Raw genomic sequence first — 16,500 nt, 5'->3', positions numbered from 1 at the left:
GCAAATGGCGGAAGCAAACAACAGAATCGCGATCGTGACCGGCGCCGGCACCGGCGTAGGGCGCGCGGCATCGCACGCGCTGATGGCGGCCGGCTTTACCGTGGTGCTTGCCGGCCGGCGTCTCGACAAGCTGGAAGAAACCAAAAAGCTCGGCGAGAACATCGGCAAGAGCCTGGCGGTTTCCGCCGACATGACCGATCCCGGATCGATCGCCGCCTTGTTCGCCAAGGTGATGGACGTTTATGGCCGCCTCGATGTGCTGTTCAACAATGCCGGCATGGGCGCGCCGCCGGTGAACTTCGAGGATCTCAGCCTCGAGCAGTGGCAGTCGGTGGTCTCGACCAACCTCACCGCACCATTCCTGTGCACGCAGCACGCCTTCCGCATCATGAAGGACCAGACCCCGCGCGGCGGCCGCATCATCAACAACGGCTCGATCTCCGCGCACGCGCCGCGGCCGTTCTCCTCGGCCTATACCTCGACCAAGCACGCCATCACCGGCCTGACCAAGGCCACCAACCTCGATGGCCGGATGTACGATATCGCAGTCGGGCAGATCGACATCGGCAACGCCGCGACCCCGATGACCGACCGCATGGTGGCCGGTCCCGGCGTGATGCAGCCGGATGGCACGATGAAACAAGAGCCGCGCATGGACGCCAAGGCGGTCGGCGACGCCGTGGCCTACATGGCCGGCCTACCGCTCGACGCCAACGTGCTGTTCATGACCGTGATGGCCAGCAAGATGCCGTTCGTCGGGCGGGGCTAGTCTTCCGCACCGACGCGCTCGGATTATTCTCGTCATGGCCGGGCCTCGTCCCGGCCATCCACGTCTTTATTGCCTACGTTCAGTTAAAACGTGGATACCCGGCACAAGGCCGGGCATGACGAACTTTACGGCACGCACTGGGAGCAGCCCTTACTCCAACCGCTCGACATCCCGCAGCGTCGGAAATAATTTCATCCACAACAGCGCGATCGCGACCGTGGCGACGCCGCCCACTACGGCGGCCGGCATCGTGCCGAGCAGAGCGGCGGTGACGCCGCTTTCGAACTGGCCGAGATTGTTGGAGGCGTTGATGAACAGGAAGTTCACCGCGCCGACGCGGCCACGCATCGCGTCGGGCGTGGCCAGTTGCACCAGCGAAAAGCGGATCACCACGCTGACGGTGTCGGCCGCGCCCAGTACCGCCAGCGCCACCACTGATAGCCATATCCAGTGCGACAGCGAGAATACCACGGTGGCTGCGCCGTAAACGATGACGGCCTGAAACATCCGCATGCCGACGCGGCGCGCGATCGGCTGGCGCGCCAGCACCACGGTCGTCAGCAAGGCTCCGAGCGCGGGTGCCGCGCGTAGCACGCCGAGGCCCCAGGGGCCGGTATGCAGGATGTCCCGCGCATAGATCGGCAGCAGCGCGACAACGCCGCCGAACAGCACCGCGAACAGATCGAGCGACAGCGTGCCGAGGATCGCCGGATGGTTGCGGATGAAGTTGACCCCGGCGAACAGATCGCCAGGCGTCGCCGCCCCCTTGAGCGTCGCAGACCCCTTGAGCGTCGCCGAATCTTTGGGCGTCGCGGCCGCCTTGGGGGCGGCCGGTTGCGTCAATTGAATGGCAGCGGCGCAGATCGCCGCGATCAGCCAGAACATCACCATCATCGCGTAAGGCAGGCCGGGCGAAACCGCATAGGCAATGCCGCCAAGCGCCGGCCCCGTGATCGTCGCCAATTGCGCCGAACCGCTCGACAGCGCCGTGGCGCGCTGCACCGCGCCTTCAGGCACGACCAGTGGTAACAGCGCCGCCGTCGCCGGATTTTCGAAGGCGGCGGTCGTGCCAAGCACCAGCACGGCGATGAAGATATCGACCACGTTGAGCCAGCCGGCATAGGCGCCCCAAGCAAGCAACAGCGCCGTCAGCGCCTCGGCAAGCTGGCAGGCCTGCAGGATCCGCTTGCGCTCGTAACGATCCGCGAAATTGCCCGCCACAAACACCAGCAAGGCGGTGGGGAGAAAACCGGCCAGCCCGATCATGCCGAGCGCGAACGCGCTGCCGGTCAGGTCATAGACCTGCCAGCCGAACGCCACGATGGCGATCAGGCTGGAAAATCGCGATAGGCTTCGTGACAGCAGAAAAAGCAGGAACGGCCTGTGCGTGAGCAATGCGCCGGCGCCGACAGGCATCGTGGTGGACATCGACCGGCTTCCCGCGTTGCTCGCCGTGAGAGCGAACCGCCCGCTCCACCTGCTTTTCTCTTGTTCACGCCGTGACTGACGGCCGCCCCGATGTCAATGGCCCGTTACTGCCTGCATACGGGATTGCGCTTTTGAGCATGGCGCGGCCATACTCGCGCACGGCTTTTTGGGGGATCGATGCTTCAGCTACAATCGGCGTTCGGTGTCGTCGCCTTGCTGGCGCTGGCGTGGGCATTTGGCGAGAACCGCCGCGCGGTATCGTTGCGACAGACCGCGATCGGCCTGGTCGCAACCGTCCTGACCGCGATCGTGCTGATCAAACTGCCGTTCGTGTCCCATGCCTTTGGCGTGATCAACGACGCCGTCGGTGCCATCGCGGCGGCCTCGCGCGCCGGCACCTCCTTCGTGTTCGGCTATCTCGGCGGGGCTGCGCTGCCGTTCGATCCCAAAATGCCCGGCGCGGATTTTATTCTGGCGTTCCAGGCGCTGCCGGTCGTGCTGGTCATGAGCGTGCTGACCACGCTGTTGTTCTACTGGCGCGTGCTGCCGCCGGTGGTGCGCGGCATGGCGTGGCTGTTGGAGCGCACGCTCGGCGTCGGCGGCGCCGTCGGACTTTCCACTGCCGCCAATATCTTTCTCGGCATGGTGGAAGCCCCGCTGTTCATCCGCCCTTATCTTTCGCAACTCACCCGCAGCGAATTGTTTCTGGTGATGACCGGCGGCATGGCCGGCATCGCCGGCACCGTGCTGGTGCTCTACGCGACATTATTGGCGCCGCTGATCCCGGACGCGGCGGCGCATTTTGTCATTGCCTCGGTGCTGGGGGCACCGGCCGCGATCCTGGTCAGCCTGATCATGGTGCCGGAGACCTCCGATAAACGTACCGGCGGCGCGCTGGAGGCGGTCGATGTCGAGGTCGCCAGCACCATGGACGCGATCGTCAAGGGCACCTCAGCCGGACTCGAACTGCTGCTCAACATTGTCGCGATGCTGATCGTGCTGGTGGCGCTGGTCTACCTCGCCAATGCGATCCTCGGATTGCTGCCCAATATCGGCGGCGCCGCGATCTCGCTGCAACGGCTGCTCGGTTACGCCATGGCGCCGGTGTGCTGGCTGATGGGCCTGCCCTGGTCGCAGGCGATCATTGCGGGAAGCCTGATGGGCACCAAGACGGTGCTCAACGAATTGATTGCCTATGTCGATCTGTCAAAACTCGGCGCCGACGCGCTGGATCCCCGTTCGCGCCTGATCATGCTCTATGCGATGTGCGGCTTTGCCAATTTCGGCAGCCTCGGCATCATGATCGGCGGCCTCGGCGTGATGGCCCCGCAACGCCGCGAGGAAATCAATGCGCTGGGGTTAAAGTCGATCGTCTCGGGCACGCTGACGACCTGCCTGATAGGCGCGATCGTGGGGGTGTTGAGCTGATTACGGAACGCTAGGCAAAAACGCATCGTCATTCCGGGACACGCATCTTTGCGTGGGCCCGGAATCCATAACCCCTGCGACAGCGTTTGGTGTTGAACTCAGATACAGGGGCTATGGATTCCGGGCTCGTGCAAGAGCACGCCCCGGAATGACGAACTTGAGATTGACGCGCTTCAGCTCGCCAGTTCCACCGTCTTGAACTCCGCCGGCAGGATCACTTCCAGCAATTCGACGTCGTCGGAATAATCCAGGATCAGATGCTTGATCTTCGGCGGCTGGGTCCAGGCGCTGCCTTGTTGCATCAGCGTTTCGCCCTGCCCTTCCATGTAGGTCTTCACCCAGCCCTTCAGCACGTAGACCATCTGGAAGTCGACGTGATGGAAATGCAGCTTTGACACTTCCGCGGGGTTGCATGGCCCGATCAACCGGATCACATGCGCTTGCGCAACGCCGTGACTCGCATCGGCGACGCCGAGGTCGCGGTAATGCGCGTAGGCGCGCAGGCCGTCGGCCTTGAAATCTTCCTCACGGTGATGGCTGATGGCGATGCGTTGCTTGGGACGCGCGCGCTTCGCCGGTGCTGTCGCGCGGCCCTTGCTCTTCAGCTTCTTGCGCGCGGTCGATTTGGCAGCCGCCTTGCGCGCCGGCGATTTTTTCTGCGCGGCGGTTTTGGCGGCGGCACGCGCGGTCGGCTTGTTCGATTTCCGCGTCGGCTTCTTTTTGGCCATTGACGTTCTCCCTTTCCGTTGTCCGAAAAGGTTAGCACAAATGCAGCTTCGTAGGGTGGGCAAAGGCGCCCTTGCGCCGTGCCCACCATCCCTAGCATTGAGGTAAGCTTGGTGGGCACGCTTACGCTTTGCCCACCCTACGAAGCCTCGAAGCTGCGATCTCAATGCAGCCGGAACACGCCATCAACAGCGCGCAGTTCGGCGGGCTTTATCAATTTCGAATGCGCCACGGTCACCGAGAACAGCGGCCCCTCCAGCTTTTCCTGCCAGAAGGACAGGAAATCCTTCAGCGCCGGGAATTTCGGAAACAGATCGTAGTTCTGCCAGACATAGGTTTGTAACAACGAGGGATGATCGGGCAATCGATAGAGAATTTGCGCCGTCGTCAGCCCATACCCCAGCACTTGTTTCCGGAAATCCTCGGAAACGCCAACCCGCGAGACCATGCCAACCTCCATTGCTGGAGCGCATTTTCAAGGGGTGGCTGGCCATCCGGGAGCCACCCGGTGGAGACGCGCTCACATGAGAGAAATGTGACGCACGATACCCACCCATCACAAGCTTAAATGTTTAATGAAACGTTGAAATTTGTTGCGTTAGCAGCAGCTTACCGCAAGTGCTAACGCGCAGACTCCGGGCTTTTCCGCCGCGTTAAGGATACGGAACAAAGTTGGCAGGCGTCATATTTGAGTGCCAAAAAATCTGCTACAGGCACTTGTCCCCCTCAGCAGTCTGGATTATGTCCACGTCAGTCGCGCTGGCACTCGCCGGCAGTGACTGCCAATCTGCAAAAACTCGACAACATCTTCAAAAGCTTAGGAGGACTGCATGAATTTCCGTCCGCTTCACGACCGCGTTGTGGTCAAGCGTATCGACGCCGAAGAGAAGTCAGCTGGCGGCATCATCATTCCGGACAGTGCCAAGGAAAAGCCCTCGCAGGGCGAAATCACCGCCGTTGGCCCGGGTGGCCGCGACGAAGCCGGCAAGCTGATCCCGATCGACCTCAAGGTCGGCGACCGCGTCCTGTTCGGCAAGTGGTCGGGCACCGAGGTCAAGCTCGACGGCCAGGAGCTCCTGATCATGAAAGAGAGCGACATCATGGGCGTCCTCACCGACGTTCCGGCTGCCAAGAAGAAGGCCGCTTAATTCACGCCGCACACGCTCGCCCTGAGGAGCGCCTGCGGGCGCCACTCGAAGGGTGAGCCAAATTCAACTCAGGGAAAACAAATATGTCAGCTAAAGAAGTCAAATTCGGCGTCGAGGCTCGCGACCGCATGCTGCGCGGCGTCGACATCCTCGCCAATGCCGTCAAGGTTACCCTCGGCCCCAAGGGCCGCAACGTCGTGCTCGACAAGTCGTTCGGCGCTCCCCGCATCACCAAGGACGGCGTCACCGTCGCCAAGGAAATCGAACTTGAGGACAAGTTCGAGAACATGGGCGCGCAGATGGTGCGCGAAGTGGCCTCCAAGTCCGCTGATGCTGCCGGCGACGGCACCACCACCGCGACCGTTCTGGCGGCTGCGATCGTCCGTGAAGGCGCCAAGTCGGTTGCTGCCGGCATGAACCCGATGGATCTGAAGCGCGGTATCGACATGGCGGTGGAAGCCGTCGTCGCCGACCTCGTCAAGAACTCCAAGAAGGTCACCTCGAACGAGGAAATCGCCCAGGTCGGCACCATCTCCGCCAACGGCGATGCCGAAATCGGCAAGTTCCTCTCCGACGCCATGAAGAAGGTCGGCAACGAGGGCGTCATCACGGTTGAAGAAGCCAAGTCGCTCGAGACCGAACTCGACGTCGTCGAGGGCATGCAGTTCGATCGCGGCTACATCTCGCCCTACTTCGTCACCAACGCCGACAAGATGCGCGTTGAATTCGACGACGCCTACATCCTGATCAACGAAAAGAAGCTCTCCAACCTCAACGAACTGCTGCCGCTGCTCGAAGCCGTGGTGCAGACCGGCAAGCCGCTGGTCATCGTCGCGGAAGACGTCGAAGGCGAAGCTCTCGCCACCCTCGTCGTCAACCGTCTGCGTGGCGGCCTCAAGGTTGCTGCTGTGAAGGCTCCGGGCTTCGGCGATCGCCGCAAGGCCATGCTGCAGGACATCGCCGTTCTGACCGGTGGTCAGGCGATCTCGGAAGACCTCGGCATCAAGATGGAGAACGTCACGATTGCCATGCTCGGTCGCGCCAAGAAGGTGATGATCGACAAGGAGAACACCACCATCGTCAACGGCGCCGGCAAGAAGGCCGACATCGAAGCCCGCGTTGCACAGATCAAGGCGCAGATCGAGGAAACCACCTCGGACTACGACCGCGAGAAGCTGCAGGAGCGTCTGGCCAAGCTCGCAGGCGGCGTCGCGGTGATCCGCGTCGGCGGCGCGACCGAAATCGAAGTGAAGGAGCGCAAGGATCGCGTTGATGACGCGATGCATGCGACCCGCGCCGCGGTTGAAGAAGGCATCGTCCCGGGCGGCGGCGTCGCCCTGCTCCGTGCTTCCGAGCAGCTCAAGGGCCTGCGCACCAAGAACGACGACCAGAAGACCGGCGTCGAGATCGTGCGCAAGGCGCTGTCCGCTCCGGCCCGCCAGATCGCGATCAACGCGGGCGAAGACGGTTCCGTCATCGTCGGCAAGATCCTCGAGAACAAGTCGTATGCGTACGGCTTCGACTCGCAGACCGGCGAATATGGCGATCTCGTCAAGAAGGGCATCATCGACCCGACCAAGGTGGTCCGTGCGGCGATCCAGAACGCAGCTTCGGTTGCGGCACTGCTGATCACCACCGAAGCCATGGTGGCCGAACTGCCGAAGAAGAACTCCCCGGCCGGCGGCGGCATGCCCCCCGGCGGCGGCATGGGCGGCATGGATTTCTGATCCAGCCACTCAGGCAAGTTCACAGAATGCAAAACCCCGGCAGCGATGCCGGGGTTTTTGTTTGGGCGAGAGGGCGACACACCTCAACGAATCATCTGGCCCAATCGCTCGGGACGCGCGACCGACGGCGCTTCTCCTGACGCTGGAGCGACCGAGAGGAAGATCATCCGGGCACGGCCGACCAGATTGTCGAACGGGATCGTGCCAAACGTGGCTAGGCGGCTGTCGGTCGAGTTGTCGCGATTGTCGCCCAGCGCGAAGAACTGGCCGGCCGGCACTTCGAAAATCCTGGTGTTGTCGTAAAGGCCGTTCTCCACACAATCGAGCGTTTCATAGCTGACGCCGTTGGGCAGCGTTTCGCGCCAGCGCTTCACTGCGGCGGCGGCATTTTCCCCGCAGGAGCCGTCGCCGACGAAATCAGCCATTGGCTCGCGTTTCACCGCTGTGCCGTTGATGGTGAGCACGCCCTGCTTCACCTGAATGCGGTCACCGGGCAGACCAACCACGCGCTTGATGTAATCGACGCTATCGTCTTTCGGGACGCGAAACACCACGACGTCGCCGCGCGCCGGGTCGGTCCCGAAGATACGCCCGGAAAACCAGTGCGGCGACAACGGGATCGAATAGTGGGTGTAGCCATAGGAAAACTTCGAGACAAAGAAATTGTCGCCCACTAGCAAGGTGGGATTCATCGCATGGCTGGGCGTGCTGAACGGCTGGAACAGCACGGTACGGATGCCTACCGCGATCGACAGTGACAGGACGAGGGTCAGGATCCCGCCGAGAATGCAGGCCGTGGCGGTTCGCCAGAAGCCGAATCCCTCGACCCGCGCCAGCATCTTGGCAAAGCCAATCACGGACCATATTCCGCAGGTCAGAATGTTCGTCTGCAGCAGCGAAAATATCCACGCCGGCGCGGGCTCGCCTGCCCGGCTTGCGACGGAGGCGACAACGGCGAGAGCCACGGCGATGACCAGTCCCAGAATACCCGGCGTCATGCCCCACGCGACAACCGTGCGCAGGTCAGTGGCGGACGTGCGACCTCCCAGCATCCTGCCGCAATATTTCAACACGCATGCCGCGATATAGAGGCTGACGATGCCACCGATCGCGCAGGCAACCACGAGAGCAACGACAATGCGCCAGTCGAATGCGTGGTTCTGGATGCCGAAGCCGAGAAGCTGGCTCACCGAGCCCGACATCAAGCCCACGCTTCCCAGCAGCAGCACGCCACGCCGCGGCCGCTCGGCCAGAATGCGTTCGATGGTATCACCCGGCTTCAGAAACACTGAACTCCACGGCGACGGTTGGGCAGTTTGTTCGGATGAATTCATGAAATTATCCCGGCTGGAAATCTTCAGAGCAACGCCAATATCGCGCACCGTGCTTGAATCTTGTGTGGCATTGATCACGTACGGCCGAAATCACCGAAAGAAAATCGGGGATACGATGAAGGCCTGCCCGCAGACGACCCTTCATGTCATGTGTTTCCGCCGGTTTAGGCCGTGCCGACCGTCGGAAAGCCGGGTCGCTAAACCTGCGTATAGGTCTATTGGACGCAGAACACAGCTAAGTGTGATACGAGGGATCGGCGCAAGAGGATCATTCCATGCCATCGTCAGAGTGGGACTACGCTACCATCAAAGCGTTGACCGAGGCGTTGCGGGCCCGAAGGATTTCGGCTTCGGAGCTTGCGGCACATACCATCGCGCGAATTGAGGCCTTGGATCGGCGCCTCAATACGGTCGTGGTTCGCGACTTTGAACGCGCGCGGGAAGCGGCTGCGGCAGCCGATGCCGCGCTGGCACGCGGCGAACAGCGGCCGCTGCTCGGCATCCCCATCACGTTCAAGGAAGCCTTCAACATTGCCGGGCTGCCGACGACATGGGGGTTTCCGCAGTTCAGGGACTTCGTGCCGAAAGAGGATGCGCTCATTGTCTCCCGGGTGAAGAGCGCCGGCGCCATCGTGCTCGGCAAGACCAATGTGCCGGTCGGTCTCGGCGACTTCCAGAGCTACAACGACATCTACGGAACGACCAACAATCCGTGGGACATCGGCCGCTCTCCCGGCGGGTCCTCAGGCGGATCCGCGGCGGCCATCGCCGCCGGGTTTGGGCCGCTGTCGTTTGGCTCCGACATTGGCGGATCGCTGCGCATGCCCGCGCATTTCTGTGGCGTCTACGCCCACAAGCCAACACTCGGCCTGATCCCGATGCGGGGGTACAACCCGCCCGCCTCGCCGCCATTGCCGGGCCATGGCGACCTCGCCGTGGTCGGTCCGATGGCCAGAACCGCGGCCGATCTGGCACTGGCGCTGGATGCGGTCGCAGCCCCGGACGAGGATCGCGAAGGCATCGGCTATCGGTCGGCATTATCACCGCCCCGCCACGACGATCTCGGCGATTTCCGCGTTCTCGTCATCGATAACCATCCAATGATGCCTGTTGGCACCGAGGTTCGCACCGCGATCGGCCGATTGTCGGAGCGGCTCGCCAACGTTGGCGTCAAGGTGGCTCACGCCAGCGCGTTGTTGCCTGATCTCGCGGAGTCGGCTCGGCTGTATATGAAACTGCTGGGCGCCGCCAAGAGCACGCGCCTGGCGCCTGAGCGTTATGATGAAGCGCAACGCGCGGCCACAGCGCTGGCGACGGGTGACAACGCGCTGGCAACCGAGCGCATGCGCGGCACGGTCATGAGCCATCGCGATTGGATGATCACCGATGTGGCGCGCAAGCGGCTTCAACAACAGTGGCGCCTGTTGTTTCGCGAGTGGGACATTGTGCTGTACCCGCCCGCTTCGGTTCCAGCATTCCCGCACGGCCATTCGCTGCCGATCGAGGCGCGACATCTCGAGATCGACGGCAAGGCGTACAACTTCGAGGATGCGTGCTACGTGTGGGCGGACCCCGCCACCACATGCGGCCTCCCCGCGACCGCAGCCCCGATCGATCGCTCGCCGTCCGGTCTGCCGATCGGGGTGCAAATCATCGGACCTTACCTTGAGGATCGCACGACGATCGCCTTCGCCGCACTTCTGGAACGCCAGTTCGGCGGCTTCGTGCCGCCCCCGGGTTATGCGGGTTGATAGCCGGCGGGTGACGTCGAATTCGACCGGCATGTGTCTCGCAAAAAGCGAAGGGCCGCCCGCAGGCGACCCTTCTTGTCACGTGGCTTCCGCAGGCTTCAGGCGAACCAGCTTGTTGAGCAAGGCATCAAAGCCCTGCCCATCCCCCGCGTGAAGGTCGATCCGTCCGACCTTCTCGACCAGCCGCTCCAGCGACTCCAGCTCCTTGAGCCGCAGCAGCAGCGGGTTCTCCTCCATCAGCTTGGCGGTGTTCAGAAGCGACCGCGTTGCCGCCGTCTCTTCCTGGCGGCGGATCAGGTTGGCCTTCGCCACCCGCTCCGCTTCCACCACCTTGTTCACCAACTCCCGGATCTCGCCGGGAAGGATCACATCCTTTACGCCAAGCTCGGTGACCTCGACACCGGAGTCCGCGATACGCGCGCGGACATAGTCCCGAAGCTCCGCATCGAGGGCCGCCTTCGCAGAAAGCACTTCGTCGAGCGTGCGGCCGGCCACCGCCTCACGGATCGCGAACTGCACCAGCCGGTACAGCCACGCATCCACGTCCGGCACCGCGCTGACGACGCGCTCGGGATCGACGATCCGGCGGAACGCCGTCAGCGTCACCCGCAGGGCGATACGATCCTTGGTCAGCATCTCCTGCGCGGTGATCTCGACCGCCTGCGGGCGAAGATCGAGGCGCTTGACCTCGATCTTGCGTCCGACATTCCAGAAGGCATGCCGGCCGGGCGCAAGCCGCTCCACCAGCCGGCCCTCGACATAGAGCAGGCCGGCTTCGTGGTTCTCGACCACCGCCTCGGTCACGATCACCAGGCGGGTGCGATCGGTCATCGCGAGGTGATGCGCGCTGACCCGGGGTTCGCTCGTCACGTCGATGCGCTCGGCATCGACCGACGTCGCGACCTTCCAGTACACGCGCACCTGCCACGGCGTCATCACCTGCATCGGGCGCCCGTCGAGGCTCACGATGGCGATTTCGTTCGCCTTGGTCTCCACGACCTCGAACAGATCGGCCGCCAGATCAGGCCGCGCGGCATGGATCACCGCGTATCGCTCCGCGGGAAATTCGGAGCGAACGACCTGAAACATTTCGGCCGCAAGCTCAGACCGCGGATCGAACAGCCGATGGCGGCCGGGCTCGAGCACCCGCTCAAGCCTGCCGTTGCGCGTCAACAGCGCGCGCTCGCCATCCTTCACCGTCACATGCAACATCAGAAAATGCCGCGCCATGACATGCCTCCTTCATTGGCTTTTCGGCACCACGCCGGAAAGCTGGTTTCATCGCAAAGGAAAGTGAGGACGCGGACACGGCTTCCTGAAAGTTCGACGGGCCGGGGTTTGAGCTTGCACGACGACGGGCGCACGCGCTCAATCGCCCGACATATGTCGAGCGGTCGAACGGAGCTCCCGGCGTCAACGCAAGCGGTATCCACCGCGGCGCAAAGCCGGTCTTGCAGCGTCTGGGTTCGGACGAAAAGCCTTGCGGCAACACGGCCGGACCGCGACTGAAGCGCGCGTCCGGTCCCCTTCAATGGGAATTCAGTTTTTCAGGCTGAACCGGAGCGTTGGAGCGGGATTTGAACCCGCGTCACGATGATTTACAGTCATCTGCTCTACCACTGATATATCCTTTGTTGTGCAACAGACCGGAATCGAACCGGCGCCTTCGGGTCACCCCGACGCTCTCCATGAGCTACATGCTACGTCTTCATTCGGCGGAACACGAAACCGCAAAACCGGCCCGCGCCAGTCGGGGATCACAGGAGCCCGAACCCAAGGCCTAGCGAAGGACCGCGCTAATAAACCAGGCATCTTGCGGTTGCAAGCCTGTTTCGAAAATTATTCGGGATTCAAAATGTGTTGTGGCCCGCCCGTCACAATGAGCATCACGCGCGCGCAAGCTCACAGATGCGCGACGACCGCTAGTCTGCGCACGCCCTTGTTGCGGTAGGCGTTCAGGAATGCGTTGTAATCCCGAAACGAGACGCAACCGTTGGAGTCGCCGTTGGGGCCCAGCATGAAGGTGTGCGCGAGCAGCCCGGCGCGGCCGTAGATGGCTTCCTCGCCGCCGACCGGATTGAGCCGCAGCGCGGCGACGCCGTGAAACAGCGCCTCGCGCGGCTTGAGGTCATACAGATGCGGCGGCGTCACGCCACGCATCCGAACGCTGGCGGAGCGCGGATCGTCGAGGCTGGAGCCGAGGCCGGAATGCGCTTCCAGCCTGCTGCCGTCGGGCAGATACACGGTATGCGCGGAAATATCGTACACTGCGGTCTGGTGATCATAGAGCGCGCCGGTGCCGACGGAAGCGATGTTCTGGCTGGCCGGTCCAAGCGAGGACGTGCTGCTGGCGTCGGCCGACGCATAGGCCAGCGCCGATCCTGCGCTCGACGTGCTCGTTTCGAACTTGCCGAACAGCCGCTCGAAGATCGTCGGCGGCTTAGCCGGGGCCTCGGGCTTGTCGTTTGACGCCACCGACATCACGGCCGCCTTGGCGCGTTGCGCCATGTCGCGCACCGAAGCCCCGGCACTCTTGCGCGCCTCAGTGGGGCGCGACGACGGCATCGGCACCGCGTCGGCGACCTTGCGCTCCTGTGCTGTCGGCGTTAGCGCGGCGACCTGCGGCCGTGAGGCGGCTTGCGGCGCGGCGGCGAACGCCTGCGGGGCTGCTGCGACGGATTGCGGAGCTGCCGCGGCAAAGCGATCGTCGAACGAAAACGACGGCTGTTGCGCAACGCTCGCGGGCGCGGAAAGCCGCGGCGGCGATTCCATCGCGACTGAACTGTTGGACGCCGTCAGGATGTTTCGGGCCGGCGCGGGCGATCGCTTGATCACCGCGACGTCGAAATTGCCGGCGGATGGATAAATCCCCGCGGCGAAGATGTTGCTATAGACCGTCCACGCGCAGCCTACGACCAGACAGGCAATCGCGGCGCTGCCGAACAAATTGTACGAGACGCTCTTGCGGCGAAAGTCTCTAGGGGTGTGGGCCGCGAAGTCATAACACGCACTGACACTGGTACTCATACGCCTTGCATCCAGACTGGTTCCACCTTGTTCCCCTTCCAGGCTGCATTCGAAATTCTGCAAAACGGTGGCAGCTTCGAGCGCAAACCCGCGCGAGAAATGCCATCGTTAGAAAAGTTCCGATGGAACATCTCGCAGAGGCGAGGAGCGTCATTAAGGCGACTTTTAGTTAAATGCGGATTAAGTCTGGGCGTATCCGGGGCATGGTTAATCTGTCCCACCGCGAGACACTCGCGGCATTTTCGGTATGGATAAAAACCGCTTAACGCGTTCAGGAATTACGCCGCGTGCATCCTGAGCGGAACCGGCCGAGCACCGTTCATCTCGCCGCCGCAAAAATGCCTGATTGTGCCATCTTTCCGGGTAAACGCGATGAGCGCCGCATCGCCGCCGCCGTCTGAGGAAAAGGCCACAAACGATCGTCTCAACGTCGTCATTGCGAGCGATAGCGAAGCAATCCAGGGCAACAACGAAAGAATTGGATTGCTTCGTCGCAAACGCTCCTCGCAATGACGATGCGCCACCCACTACCGTCATACTCCGCGAAGGCGGAGTATCCAGTACGCCGCGAGTTCTAGGTTCAATCACGGGCTCCTCGGAATACTGGATCGTCCGCCTTCGCGGACGATGACGGCGGAGATGTACTGTGCGGACGCAACTCCGCATTCTCGCGGCACGATGCGCCCGAGGTTTGCTAAAATCATTCGCCCAAAAAAAGAGGGCGCAGGGAAGACCGGGTGCGCGCTGCACCCGCGGTCTCGCGTGCCAAGATGCACATAGCAAGAAGTGCACACGAGCATACAGGTTCAGCGGAAGCAGTCCGGCCTTCCCTGCGCAATGGTTTTAACGGTCTATCTCGTGCTCTCCCCGGCGAGACCATGCTTTGTTGTCACCGTCGCCCCTCAGAAGCGTGAGCTTCTCAAGAACTTGATGCCGGCATCGGGGCATCAGGACCACACGACTTAACCGTCCGCTTCACGCGCCGTTCGTCAAAAGCGCATCAGCGTCCACCGCTCCCCGCCCCAACGTCAGTGACGATGGCCAACGCCCCCTCTCTCGGGACGGGATGGCGAGGAATAAGCAAGTGATTTGGGTCTGGAGTCAAGAATAATTTCTGAAAATCAGAAATTTCATGGAGAGGTGAAGCAAACGATTTCGCAACCGCGCGGTCCGTCAATAGCGCGCAGGATGGGTGGAGCGCAGCGATACCCATCCTACGGGCTGTCACCGCTATTCGGCTGGCGAAGTTTCCCCGGCCGGGACCGTCGACGCGCGCGGGCCCTGGCGAATGAAAATGTCGTGCACGAGCCCGAGTTTGCCAAGCCCCCGAATAATCAGCCCATTGACGTCGATTTCGTACCAGGCGTGCGAAAGATAGGCGTCCCGCGGAAACCGATGATGGTTGTTGTGCAGCCCTTCACCGAGGGTGAGGATCGTGGTCACCAATTCGTTGGTGGTGCCATCATCAAGCTCATAGCGACGGTAACCGTAGCGACCGTCGCTATGGCAGACCGAGTTGACCAGCGAGGTAGTGAGGACCATGAGGTAGGCACGCAATATGCCGGAGAACAGCACGCAGCCGATCATGGTGTGGATGCCGCCAAATGCGTAGCCGATGGCGCCCGGAATGAAAATCGCCGACATCGCGTACCAGAACCAGCGCGTTTTAACGAAGAACATGGCGATCGGGTCGGCCAGAATATCCTTGGCGTAGTATTCGGCGTCGGTAGCGGCATGGTCGAGCACCCAGCCGCCGTGCGCATGCAACATCCCCTTGAGGAAGCTGGCATGGGGGTTACCGACGCCGTCATAATAGGGGCTGTGGACATCGCCGGGTTTGTCGGTGTGAAGATGGTGCCGGCGATGATTGGCGACCCATTTGAGCACCGAGCCCTGCACCGCCATGGTGGCGATCGCAGCGAAGAACGCCCTCATGACCGGACCGCAGCGAAAGCTCCGGTGCACAAACAGGCGATGCATGCCTGCGCCCATCCCGAACATGGTCAGCCAGAACATGCCGACAAAGACCGCGAGCTCCACCCGGCCGATGCCTTGCGTGATCGCCCAGACCAGCGCCGCCGCCGAACCGGTGTAAATAATGCAGAACATGACAATGGATTCGCGTCGCTTGGCGTCTATCGCCGGACCTTCGACGATCACGCCCGGCGGCAGTCTTCCGACACTTGCCTCCGGCTCCAATTCTTCCGGCTCCAATTCTTCCGGCGCCAAGCTCCGACCTGCGGTCATTCCAACTGATCCATTCACGGAAAAAATTTAACGCTTCTGCGACGCAGTGTACCGACGCAGGTCATTTCCAGCAAGGACTCGATCGGCCGCGGGAACGCGGGGCCGGAGCGGCGATAAGTGCCGCCCACGCTGGCGGCTAGCTGCGTAAGTTGTGCAAACGACGCAGTACACTCTTCGCGCATGGCATCAAACTGAACGACCCCAGCCGGGCATGCCATGGATAACAACATGAGCCGGAATCTTGCGCCCGTTTCTCAATATTTCTGGCATGGGGTTTTGTCGCCTCTCCATGCCTCCCTATTGACGCAGAGTGTGGCTATCGCGTTTACAACCGACATCAAGAAGCGGGAGGCAAAGATGGTGTCCGTCGATCACTTCGGTCATGAAATACGAGCGCTGATGTCGCGCGCCAACGCGCAACGTGCAACCGAGATCCTGATCAATGGCAACGAATTGTGCCGCGCGCTGCGTGGCGATAGCGCATCGATGGACGCATGTAGCAAGGCGATGAGAGCCGAATTGAAGCCCGGCGATACCGTGATTGTCGACGAAGCTGCGGGTGTGGGGATGGCAGTCCGCTATCTGTTGCCACGTCAGAGTTAGCCCGTAGGATGGGTTGAGCTCTTCGCGAAACCCATCAACCTCTGCCTGTGTTCACCCCCAGGTTCACCAAACGCCCTGTCGTGATCGAGAACGTCTCCTCCGCTTAATCTTAGATTCCGATCTTCATCATACGGTGCGATGGGTTTCGCGAAGGGCTCAACCCATCCTACGGGCTGGATTATTCGAACAGTCTCATTGGAACGGATACCGGGACCTATGCCCGGGCCAATAATAACTGTCTGTCCTATTGCGGCAACGTGCTTAACGCAGGCGGATTAAATGTACAGATGAACAGCTCGTTGGGCACATTCC

At 62.1% G+C, this 16,500-nt stretch carries 14 protein-coding genes and 2 tRNA genes; 7 read left to right on the top strand and 9 right to left on the bottom strand.

Annotated features, from left to right (window positions below; genetic code table 11):
- The first annotated feature begins 4 nt into the window (after positions 1–4).
- Entirely contained in the window at positions 5–769 is a 765-nt protein-coding gene (locus tag GSQ88_RS16960; RefSeq protein WP_159008856.1) for an SDR family oxidoreductase, read from the top strand.
- A gap of 150 nt (positions 770–919) precedes the next feature.
- On the opposite strand, the gene GSQ88_RS16955 is transcribed toward GSQ88_RS16960, so the two are convergent.
- Entirely contained in the window at positions 920–2,197 is a 1,278-nt protein-coding gene (locus GSQ88_RS16955; protein ID WP_159008855.1) for an MFS transporter, read from the bottom strand.
- Positions 2,198–2,374: 177 nt separating this feature from the next.
- On the opposite strand from GSQ88_RS16955, the gene GSQ88_RS16950 reads away from it, so the two are divergent.
- Positions 2,375–3,625: a NupC/NupG family nucleoside CNT transporter gene (locus GSQ88_RS16950; protein WP_159008854.1), complete on the top strand. Its 1,251-nt coding sequence runs from the start codon at positions 2,375–2,377 to the stop codon at positions 3,623–3,625.
- 173 nt (positions 3,626–3,798) lie between these two features.
- Here GSQ88_RS16950 and GSQ88_RS16945 read toward each other — a convergent pair whose 3' ends face one another.
- Both GSQ88_RS16945 and GSQ88_RS16940 read right to left on the bottom strand, forming a co-directional pair.
- Entirely contained in the window at positions 3,799–4,353 is a 555-nt protein-coding gene (locus GSQ88_RS16945) for a cupin domain-containing protein (RefSeq protein WP_159008853.1), read from the bottom strand.
- Positions 4,354–4,514: 161 nt separating this feature from the next.
- Positions 4,515–4,799: an usg protein gene (locus tag GSQ88_RS16940; RefSeq protein WP_159008852.1), complete on the bottom strand. Its 285-nt coding sequence runs from the start codon at positions 4,797–4,799 to the stop codon at positions 4,515–4,517.
- A 382-nt stretch (positions 4,800–5,181) separates the two neighbouring features.
- Between GSQ88_RS16940 and GSQ88_RS16935 the strand changes: the two genes are divergently transcribed.
- Positions 5,182–5,499, top strand: a complete 318-nt coding sequence (locus tag GSQ88_RS16935; protein ID WP_159008851.1) for a co-chaperone GroES — start codon at positions 5,182–5,184, stop codon at positions 5,497–5,499.
- Between the two features lie 83 nt (positions 5,500–5,582).
- A complete protein-coding gene (groL, locus tag GSQ88_RS16930; protein WP_159008850.1) occupies positions 5,583–7,226 on the top strand; it encodes a chaperonin GroEL in 1,644 nt (547 codons plus the stop codon).
- Positions 7,227–7,309: 83 nt separating this feature from the next.
- Here groL and lepB read toward each other — a convergent pair whose 3' ends face one another.
- Positions 7,310–8,560, bottom strand: a complete 1,251-nt coding sequence (gene lepB / locus GSQ88_RS35990; protein WP_159008849.1) for a signal peptidase I — start codon at positions 8,558–8,560, stop codon at positions 7,310–7,312.
- Positions 8,561–8,835: 275 nt separating this feature from the next.
- Between lepB and GSQ88_RS16920 the strand changes: the two genes are divergently transcribed.
- A complete protein-coding gene (locus tag GSQ88_RS16920; protein WP_159008848.1) occupies positions 8,836–10,311 on the top strand; it encodes an amidase in 1,476 nt (491 codons plus the stop codon).
- 78 nt (positions 10,312–10,389) lie between these two features.
- On the opposite strand, the gene GSQ88_RS16915 is transcribed toward GSQ88_RS16920, so the two are convergent.
- The 4 genes from GSQ88_RS16915 to GSQ88_RS16900 all read right to left on the bottom strand — a co-directional run bounded on the left by GSQ88_RS16915 (position 10,390) and on the right by GSQ88_RS16900 (position 13,338).
- Positions 10,390–11,541 (bottom strand): slipin family protein, encoded by a 1,152-nt coding sequence (locus GSQ88_RS16915; protein ID WP_159008847.1) that lies wholly within the window; start codon positions 11,539–11,541, stop codon positions 10,390–10,392.
- 336 nt (positions 11,542–11,877) lie between these two features.
- A tRNA-Tyr gene (locus GSQ88_RS16910) sits at positions 11,878–11,941 on the bottom strand.
- Between the two features lie 7 nt (positions 11,942–11,948).
- A tRNA-OTHER gene (locus GSQ88_RS16905) sits at positions 11,949–12,015 on the bottom strand.
- A 198-nt stretch (positions 12,016–12,213) separates the two neighbouring features.
- A complete protein-coding gene (locus GSQ88_RS16900) occupies positions 12,214–13,338 on the bottom strand; it encodes a DUF2778 domain-containing protein (RefSeq protein WP_159008846.1) in 1,125 nt (374 codons plus the stop codon).
- A 372-nt stretch (positions 13,339–13,710) separates the two neighbouring features.
- On the opposite strand from GSQ88_RS16900, the gene GSQ88_RS35270 reads away from it, so the two are divergent.
- Complete coding sequence (locus tag GSQ88_RS35270) at positions 13,711–13,851, top strand: hypothetical protein (protein WP_210253834.1); 141 nt, start codon at positions 13,711–13,713, stop codon at positions 13,849–13,851.
- 717 nt (positions 13,852–14,568) lie between these two features.
- Here GSQ88_RS35270 and GSQ88_RS16895 read toward each other — a convergent pair.
- Complete coding sequence (locus GSQ88_RS16895) at positions 14,569–15,567, bottom strand: acyl-CoA desaturase (protein ID WP_246784828.1); 999 nt, start codon at positions 15,565–15,567, stop codon at positions 14,569–14,571.
- Positions 15,568–15,801: 234 nt separating this feature from the next.
- Between GSQ88_RS16895 and GSQ88_RS16890 the strand changes: the two genes are divergently transcribed.
- The gene (locus GSQ88_RS16890) at positions 15,802–16,188 is read left to right on the top strand and encodes a hypothetical protein (RefSeq protein WP_210253833.1); all 387 of its coding nucleotides are present in this window, start codon (positions 15,802–15,804) and stop codon (positions 16,186–16,188) included.
- Positions 16,189–16,500 lie beyond the last annotated feature (312 nt).

Source organism: Bradyrhizobium sp. S69, from assembly GCF_009766005.1.
Taxonomy (GTDB): domain Bacteria; phylum Pseudomonadota; class Alphaproteobacteria; order Rhizobiales; family Xanthobacteraceae; genus Bradyrhizobium.
The sequence above is the reverse complement of the archived record's forward strand: the minus strand, read 5'-3'. Positions and strand labels throughout refer to the sequence as shown.

Coding starts and splice junctions, on each gene's coding strand:
- GSQ88_RS16920 (WP_159008848.1), top strand. CDS start 8,836: ATGCCATCGTCAGAGTGGGACTACGCTACCATCAAAGCGTTGACCGAG.
- GSQ88_RS35270 (WP_210253834.1), top strand. CDS start 13,711: ATGAGCGCCGCATCGCCGCCGCCGTCTGAGGAAAAGGCCACAAACGAT.
- GSQ88_RS16945 (WP_159008853.1), bottom strand. CDS start 4,353: ATGGCCAAAAAGAAGCCGACGCGGAAATCGAACAAGCCGACCGCGCGT.
- GSQ88_RS16935 (WP_159008851.1), top strand. CDS start 5,182: ATGAATTTCCGTCCGCTTCACGACCGCGTTGTGGTCAAGCGTATCGAC.
- GSQ88_RS16950 (WP_159008854.1), top strand. CDS start 2,375: ATGCTTCAGCTACAATCGGCGTTCGGTGTCGTCGCCTTGCTGGCGCTG.
- lepB (WP_159008849.1), bottom strand. CDS start 8,560: ATGAATTCATCCGAACAAACTGCCCAACCGTCGCCGTGGAGTTCAGTG.
- GSQ88_RS16915 (WP_159008847.1), bottom strand. CDS start 11,541: ATGGCGCGGCATTTTCTGATGTTGCATGTGACGGTGAAGGATGGCGAG.
- GSQ88_RS16955 (WP_159008855.1), bottom strand. CDS start 2,197: ATGTCCACCACGATGCCTGTCGGCGCCGGCGCATTGCTCACGCACAGG.
- GSQ88_RS16960 (WP_159008856.1), top strand. CDS start 5: ATGGCGGAAGCAAACAACAGAATCGCGATCGTGACCGGCGCCGGCACC.
- GSQ88_RS16900 (WP_159008846.1), bottom strand. CDS start 13,338: ATGAGTACCAGTGTCAGTGCGTGTTATGACTTCGCGGCCCACACCCCT.
- groL (WP_159008850.1), top strand. CDS start 5,583: ATGTCAGCTAAAGAAGTCAAATTCGGCGTCGAGGCTCGCGACCGCATG.
- GSQ88_RS16940 (WP_159008852.1), bottom strand. CDS start 4,799: ATGGTCTCGCGGGTTGGCGTTTCCGAGGATTTCCGGAAACAAGTGCTG.
- GSQ88_RS16890 (WP_210253833.1), top strand. CDS start 15,802: ATGGATAACAACATGAGCCGGAATCTTGCGCCCGTTTCTCAATATTTC.